General features: G+C 61.2%; 10 protein-coding genes. 4 read left to right on the top strand and 6 right to left on the bottom strand.

Annotation, left to right across the window (positions count from 1 at the left end):
• Window positions 1-315 precede the first annotated feature (315 nt).
• From SO140_RS41465 to SO140_RS41490, 6 genes are all read right to left on the bottom strand, one after another.
• Window positions 316-1,530 carry an AAA family ATPase gene (locus SO140_RS41465; RefSeq protein WP_498543956.1) on the bottom strand — a complete coding sequence of 405 codons (1,215 nt, stop codon included), beginning with the start codon at window positions 1,528-1,530 and terminating at the stop codon, window positions 316-318.
• Complete coding sequence (locus tag SO140_RS41470; RefSeq protein WP_498543957.1) at window positions 1,530-2,084, bottom strand: hypothetical protein; 555 nt, start codon at window positions 2,082-2,084, stop codon at window positions 1,530-1,532. Before SO140_RS41470 ends, SO140_RS41465 begins: the two co-directional genes overlap by 1 nt.
• Window positions 2,081-2,359: a PC4/YdbC family ssDNA-binding protein gene (locus tag SO140_RS41475; RefSeq protein WP_498543958.1), complete on the bottom strand. Its 279-nt coding sequence runs from the start codon at window positions 2,357-2,359 to the stop codon at window positions 2,081-2,083. Before SO140_RS41475 ends, SO140_RS41470 begins: the two co-directional genes overlap by 4 nt.
• Window positions 2,360-2,361: 2 nt before the next feature.
• Entirely contained in the window at window positions 2,362-2,553 is a 192-nt protein-coding gene (locus SO140_RS41480; RefSeq protein ID WP_498543959.1) for a helix-turn-helix transcriptional regulator, read from the bottom strand.
• An 82-nt stretch (window positions 2,554-2,635) separates the two neighbouring features.
• The gene (locus SO140_RS41485; protein ID WP_498543960.1) at window positions 2,636-3,106 is read right to left on the bottom strand and encodes a hypothetical protein; all 471 of its coding nucleotides are present in this window, start codon (window positions 3,104-3,106) and stop codon (window positions 2,636-2,638) included.
• 2 nt (window positions 3,107-3,108) lie between these two features.
• Window positions 3,109-4,464: a tyrosine-type recombinase/integrase gene (locus SO140_RS41490; protein ID WP_498543961.1), complete on the bottom strand. Its 1,356-nt coding sequence runs from the start codon at window positions 4,462-4,464 to the stop codon at window positions 3,109-3,111.
• A 689-nt stretch (window positions 4,465-5,153) separates the two neighbouring features.
• Here SO140_RS41490 and SO140_RS41495 point away from each other — a divergent pair.
• From SO140_RS41495 to SO140_RS41510, 4 genes are all read left to right on the top strand, one after another.
• Entirely contained in the window at window positions 5,154-5,480 is a 327-nt protein-coding gene (locus SO140_RS41495) for a hypothetical protein (RefSeq protein WP_449384560.1), read from the top strand.
• A gap of 3 nt (window positions 5,481-5,483) precedes the next feature.
• Window positions 5,484-5,810 (top strand): hypothetical protein, encoded by a 327-nt coding sequence (locus tag SO140_RS41500; RefSeq protein ID WP_449384561.1) that lies wholly within the window; start codon window positions 5,484-5,486, stop codon window positions 5,808-5,810.
• A 3-nt stretch (window positions 5,811-5,813) separates the two neighbouring features.
• Window positions 5,814-6,155: a type II toxin-antitoxin system mRNA interferase toxin, RelE/StbE family gene (locus SO140_RS41505; protein ID WP_449384562.1), complete on the top strand. Its 342-nt coding sequence runs from the start codon at window positions 5,814-5,816 to the stop codon at window positions 6,153-6,155.
• 364 nt (window positions 6,156-6,519) lie between these two features.
• On the top strand, window positions 6,520-6,765 hold the full coding sequence (locus tag SO140_RS41510) for a hypothetical protein (protein ID WP_449384505.1): 246 nt from the start codon (window positions 6,520-6,522) through the stop codon (window positions 6,763-6,765).
• Window positions 6,766-7,002 lie beyond the last annotated feature (237 nt).

The following is a 7,002-nucleotide window of genomic DNA, read 5'->3' on the forward strand; positions in this document are numbered from 1 at the left end:
AGGCTAACCGGTTATCCGATCGGCCAGGCGGGTGGATTATCCGTCGCCGATCAGCGCCGGCTTCCGCGTTACTAGATGCGTGCTGGGACGGAGCTGTCCTAGCCCTTCCCTTCCTTGAGCGGCCGGAAGCGTGAGCGGACCACAAGTCCGCGAGAGCGCTTCCAACGCTCGGGGGGTATGGGGGGTTGGAGAACAGGCGTTGGCAGTAGCGTTGGAAGGCGTTGGAAGACAGTTGGCAGTACAGTTGGCAGTAGCGTTGGAAGCGTCGGAAGAGCGTTGGTAGGGGCGTTGGTATCCGGGCAACTACGGGAAAGATCATGCCGTCACCCGCTCGATGTGCTGGCGCCGCTTGCTGGGTGATCCGGTCTCGACAGTCCTGATCATGCTGCGATCGAAAAGCCGCTCCATGGCGTTGCGGAAGGCCTCGGCCGTGATGGTGCCCGCCTCGGGGTCTAAGGCGAACTCTGCCGGTGCGCTCCCCTTGGCTGTCTTGGCGTGCACCGGCCTGCCCTGGGCGTTGCGCTTGTCGAGCAGCCGGAGAAACACGTCCTCGACGTCGCGATCGGCCGCGGCGCGGTGCGGCGAGGTCTCGCCGGCCATTGCGGTGGTGAAGGTCAGCCCGCCCCAGCGGAGCGTTACCTTCTCCCCGCCGCGCACCCGGTTGGTCTTCTTGACCTCGAGCGTGCGCTGGTCCTGATCGTCCTTGTCGGGATCGGAGAGGTACAGCATCGATCGTGCCGAGTTGCGCCAATCGACGGAGCCCGCGGTCCCGCTACCGTCAGCCATGCCGCGGACGGAGGGGTGATCCAGCAGCAGGATTCCCGTGTCATGGGCGACCGCGATCCTGCGCAGCATCCCGACGAAGGTGCGGACCTGCCGACGCGCGATCGTTTCCCCATCGAACACAGCAGCGACATTGTCGACGACGACCAGGCGCGGACTGTGCTCCGCGATCCAGCGCTCCAGGGCGAGCAACAACGGCGTGGCGACGATCTTGCCTGTTCGCGCGTCGGCGGTGCCGAGCCACGTCTCATCCAAAGCCGGGAAAGCAAGGTGCAGCCCCGCAAGTGCGTATGGATCGATACACCGGTGCTTGCAAATGCGCTCGACACGGTCGCGGACGTTATCCTCCTGCTCCTCACAAGACAGGAAAAGCGCGGGCCCCTGCTCGGCCACACAGCCAAGCCAGTCACCGAGCCCGGCCGCGACCGAGACGAGCAATTGCGTGGCGATCTCGGTTTTGCCGCTGCCGCCGTTGCCGGACAGGATCGTGACGTCACCGGAAGGAATGCGCGCCTCCGCGACCCAACGCTGCGGAACGATCGTGGTCCCCCTCCATGCCGCCGGCGTGATGGGCTGGAGCCCGCGTGCGGTGGGCGCGTCATTAGCAGCCGGAGCGGCTTCTATCGTTGAGCCACCATCGTACGCGTCAAAGGAATCGACCGGCGGCGGCTCGTCGCTAGACGGAAACTCGTACCCAAGATCCTTGAACACGCTCAGGCCCATCTCTCGATTTGGAATTTTCAGCATCACGCTGCCTCCAGCATCTCGAGCAGCGCCGGCGCGTCATGCGGATGATTTCGAAGCCAAGCCGCGAGTTTCTCGGGATTGCCCTCACTCATCACGATGTAGAAGGCATCGATCGTCGATTGCGGCGCCTCGTACGGCTTGCGCGTCGGCCACTCGGGCTGCGGTTCGCGCTTGGGCGGCAACTCGCCGGTGTGCTTCCAAGCGTCCCGCGGATCCTGCATCTCCCATTGGCGCACGAGCTGGGTCGCGTAATCGGAAGGCAGATCAGCCGCCGGCGCATCGTCGAGCGCATACTCTTCAGCCTCCGCCTCAGCGGCTACGATGGCCCGAAAACGTGCGAAGGGTGCCGCAATGAGCCGCTGCACCTCATCTTGACCGATCGCGGCGACGAGCCCCGAGACCTCCGCGAACTCCTGGAGAGGGTCGACCGCGTCGGCGAGGTGCTCGAACTGATGCTCGTATTCCAAAAATGCGCGGATCAACGCGCGGGTTTCGAGCAGCCAGATTGCATCTTCCAGCGCTTTTCCAACTAGAATTTGCGCCGGCGCATTCATTCGCCGTCCTCCCCATCGAGGAGGCCGAGCTCCTGGGCCTTCGTGATCAACTTCTGCACCGCCTCGAGCAGCTGCGGAAGCTTGCTCACCTTCACTGCAACACCCTTCGACGTCGGGACGAGCTTTCCTTCCCGATTCATCGCATATTTTCGGAGATCGGCGATGTTTGTGCCGTTCAACGTCGACAATGTCCCGGTAAGGGCATCATGACGTCGGTTGATCCATTCCTGGTACGCCTTCACAGGCTCGGCGAGTTCAGGTTTGCGCGTTCCCATGATCAGGCCACGCTCTTTTCTTGGGCGCGGAGCCACTGCATAGTGCTCGGTATGTAGTAGAGCGGCGTGCGGCCGATACGCGTGACCGGCGGCCCCTTGCCGTCCAGCTCCCACCGGATCAAGGTCTTTTCAGCAACGCCCAATTGCTCGGCGAGCTGCGGACGCAGAAAGTAGTCTTTGAGAAGATCGGTCATGTTTATGCCCGTGCGTTGACGTGCACGGACACTGGCCGACAGTCAGGTGATTTGCAGCAAAAGGCCGTCCAGAATATCCAGGCTATTTGTTGGACGAGCGTGCTGCTTCGATCATGTCCTCGTGCGCCTTCCAGATCGCGAAGATACGGCTACGCCCAAGCTTGAATTTCTTTTCGGCCGCGCTGACGTAAGCGTCGATCGCAACGCCTGGCTTCGTTTCTCTCGCGCGTTTCTGGCGGATGAATGCGACGACCTGCTGCTCGATGAACAGCGCGGATTGCTGGCCCTGCCAGAAGAATTTCACTTTTCGGGTTGGCCGCATGTTCGGCCACTCGGACGGCGTGAATGGGTCTACTGCCAACGCGAGCAGTTCACCGGGAAAGCCTTTCATCTGATCTCGAATGGTTCGCGCCAGAGCGGCACGAAGTTCACGCTCCTCGGTGCTAAAGTGCGCGGGGAAAGGCTTGTTCGCGTCGCCGTCGACGTCATAGCCGGATAGAAGGCGGATACTGGCAACCTCGTCCGCCATTTTCTCATCGTCGCTGCGGGTCATAGTCACGCGCTCCGCGCCATCGGCGTGACGTTCGGCTGCGGGTTCAGGATCAGCTCGACAAGGCCGGCGAGCTTCTTAAACGCCTCGCGCTTTTCATCGAGGTAGGCATAGCGGTCATAGACGCCGCGGACACCGCCGATCACGTGCCCAAGGCAGCGCTCCGCATGATCGGACGGAACGCCCGCGCGGGACATCAGCGACCGGCCGGTGCGACGCAGGTCGTGCAGTACCCAATGCGCCATCGGCTCGCGTCCGGCTTCAACGCGGATCTTGGCGATCGCCTTGTCGAGCTCGCGCTTGGCTTTGCTGAAGCCGCTGAAACCCTTCGCGCCGTGGGTGGTCGAGAACACGAACCACGAGTTGCCGTTGACGCCTGCCGGCTTCTCGCCTAGTAGCGCGCGCGCCGCCTCGCTCATCGGGATCAGATGGTCGATTCCGGTCTTGTAGCGCTCCGCGGGAATCGTCCAATCGGTGCCGTCGATCTCGTTCGTGTGCATCTGCGCCGCCTCGTTGCGGCGGGTGGTGGTCAGCAGCAGCGACTTGACGAAGCGCGGATAGCAAGCTGGCACGTCCTGCACGATGTCCAGGGCCGCCCACAGGTCCCGTAGTTCCTCATCGCTCAGAATGCGGTCGCGCGAATTCGCCCCGACCTGGCGAATTCCCTTTACGATCGGGTTGGTGAAATCCTCATTGCGCGCCGCGAACCAGTTGAATGCCTTCCGCACGTAGGCCAACGTTCGGTCGGCCATCACCGGGCCGCTCTCGTCCTCGATCTCGTCGAGCATGTCGACGATGTGGGAGCGACGAAGCCGCCCCTCGCCGAACACCGGCAGGTCCCCGATATCAGGAGCCACGAGCCGCCGGAACGTGCTGGCGTACTGGTCGGCGCTCTTGAGCTGCGCTTCCTTCCGGCAGTAGCGATCAACAAACATGTCGAGCAGCCCGGGATGCTTTTGCTCCCGGTCGGCTTCGTTTGCGTCAGGATCGTAGGCGCCGCCGATCTTCAGGCCCTCGGGATCGTCGCCGTCCTCCATGCGCCTGGTGCGCTCGGGCCTGGGGTCCTCGCGGTGGCCCTTGGCGAGGTCCTTGACCAGCTTGTCGGCCTTCACAATAGCGTCGCGAACGGTGAGTGAACCGCCCCCGGCGTTCTCGTCCCATCGGCCCAGGGTCTCGAGATATTTCCGACCGTCGACCCTGTGGAAAAGCACGAAGGCCTTCGTGCCGCCGGCGGTGACGCGCACCCCGAAGCCGGCCGGCGCCTTCTTCCCCTGCAATGTCGCGCCGCTGAAGAAATGGACCTTGTTCCCCTTCGCTGGGGTCTCCAATTCGCGAACGATTTTCTCGCTGATCAGCTGCATCTCGATCCCCCGTGTGGGCACTGTGTGGGCGCCTCGAATGTCCCTCGAATGTCCACGAGTGGACTCCGAAGATCACGGGGTGTCAATGGAAGTGCATTGAAAAACGGGGGAAATTTGTGCCCACACGAGAAAACGACTCTCGATCAATGGGTTAAGCTGTCATCCTCATTTTGACTTTTAATCACGGGGTCCTGGGTTCGAGCCCCAGCGCGCTCACCAAGCTAAATCAAAGACTTAAAGCCAATTTTGACACACCAAATCACAGCGCGATTTTGCGCCATGCACACACTATGCACACATCGCGAGGCCGGCCATGACGGTTCTTGCGATTGTCGGAGGCGCGTTGCTTGTGTTGCTTGCCCTGGCGGCGGCACTCGTCGCGATCGTCGCGAAACAGCTTCGGAGGTCCCGGAGGTGTCGACTGAGACCATAATTGACGAGTTGGCCGCGGATCAGACTCCGGTTGTGGGGTCGGCGTCTATGGCTTCAAGCTGTTCACAGACCTGCCAGTGGCGGGATCGCCCGTGCACGCATCTGCACCGGACAGCACAAATCACAATTGTACCGTTTTGGTGCGCATTTCGTCGGGCGTCCTTACGCTAAATTCATCAGCCGCGTTGCAGATTTGGGCCTACGCAGGCGTTGTGCTTGTGTTACGAGTCCCTAGATCCCCGATCGCAGGCAGATTGATGGCGAAGAGCAACAAACGGCAGCCGATCCCCAGCCGCCGCCAGGGCGTTCCGCCACTTCCCCCGAGCCCGCCCGCTGGGGCCTCGCAAATTGTACTTGGTTACAATCCCCAAGGCCCCAAGGAACCGATCGATATCGTCTCGACCAAGGAGGCATGGAGCGAGTTTACCCTTGCCGACGGCACTGTGTTGCGCGCCAAAGCTGTTGTGCTGGACGTGCGTAAGATGGTCGACCAATATAATCAGGATGGAGAGCCGATCTACGAGATGCAGTTGACGATGGTCAATCAAGCTCGGGTTCCGGAAGACCTGAAAAAGAAGAGCTGAGGGATGAGCGCAAGAACAGCTGAGCGGGAGGTCGCGGCACATGCGGTGAGGGTCGTTCCCGTTACCACAAGCGTTCCCGCGTTTGGCGGAACACACTTTCTGACGTCTTTCAACGCAGGCGGATACATAAGCCAGCCGCAGCATGGAACGATGACCGGTAACGTCACCATCTCGAACGTCACGTTAGGTTTCTCGTTTGCTATCCATACCGCTGGCGGCAGTGTGTACGATTCGGATTTTGTTGCAGACATTTTGGCGGCAGATGCCGCCGAGCCCGAAGCGAGCTTCGACAACGTCGTAGACATGCTGGAATGGCTAAATCGCGATTAGTCCATGCCGGAGAAGCCAAAGCGGAACCACGCAAAGTGGCAGCTCGCATCTGGTTTCAAAGATTCCTGGGCTCGATTCAAGACAGACGGCATCAGCGAGGCGATGACGGAATTTGATCGCCGCAAACGATCAATTCCTCCGACTGCCCTGCCTGCAAAGATGAAGGACCACAAGCTAGACGGTCCCTTCAAGGGCTTTATGGAGTGTCATCTCGCGGGCGACGTCCTTCTGATCTATAAGCCGCTTCCCGGCGGCGCCATTAAACTACTTCGCGTCTGCACTCACGCAGATCTCAAGGGCCCCAAAGCGAAGGTGCTGGCAAAGCAGTTGAGGAACGAGGAGTAATAGCTGCCGCGGCAGCTACGACGGGCAGTAGACCGGTCGCTCCTTCAGCCACCACGGATCGATAATTTGCGAGGTGCCCGCGCTGCCGCTTTGATCGTGGCATGCGTAGACCTGCTCGCCGAGAAGCCCGCGCACCGGCCGGTCACCGCCCGACCAAAATCACCTTCGGCGAGATGCGCGAGATGGGCGTGCGCGGCATCCTGGTCTATTGTGCCGACTACCGTTGCAGCCACTCGATAGCCCTGGAAGTGCGACTATCCGACATCGAGTCGCGTTTCGTCTGCCAGGCCTGCGGCCGCCGCGGTGCAGATGTCCGGCCGGACTTCAATTGGAATAGGCCTCCGACTCCGGCTATGGGATATCGATGAAGCTCACCGCCGAACGTCCCTTTGCCAACCCGGAAATCGCAGCTCGCAAGCTCATCGAGCTCGCCGCCGGCATCGAAGCCGTGCAGGACGGCCGTATCCATATCGAGAGGATCAACGCGCCGTTTCTGTACGCGCTGAAAGCCAGCGGGACCGAGTTTGGCGCCGGGATCAAATTTGCAGTCGAACACGGCTGGCTCGAGTTGCACGAGTCTGGGACCTACGTCCGGCTCTTGAAGACATGACCGCCGTTTGGCGCGCGATCCAAAAGGTGCTGCGACAAACCTTGCTGCACGAACGAAGCGGCAGGCTGTATGGGCTTGCTTTAGGATAAGCGGGCTCCGAGACTTATCGTTCGTTAGGATCACCGAATGCCGCATTTCGCAGCTTGATGGGAGCAGAGACGTATCGCTCCGGCGAAGGCCGCCTTGCGCGGTGTGATGGAGATTGAAGACATAGGCGTATGACTGACCATACGCCTA

The organism is Bradyrhizobium sp. UFLA05-108 (assembly GCF_059803455.1).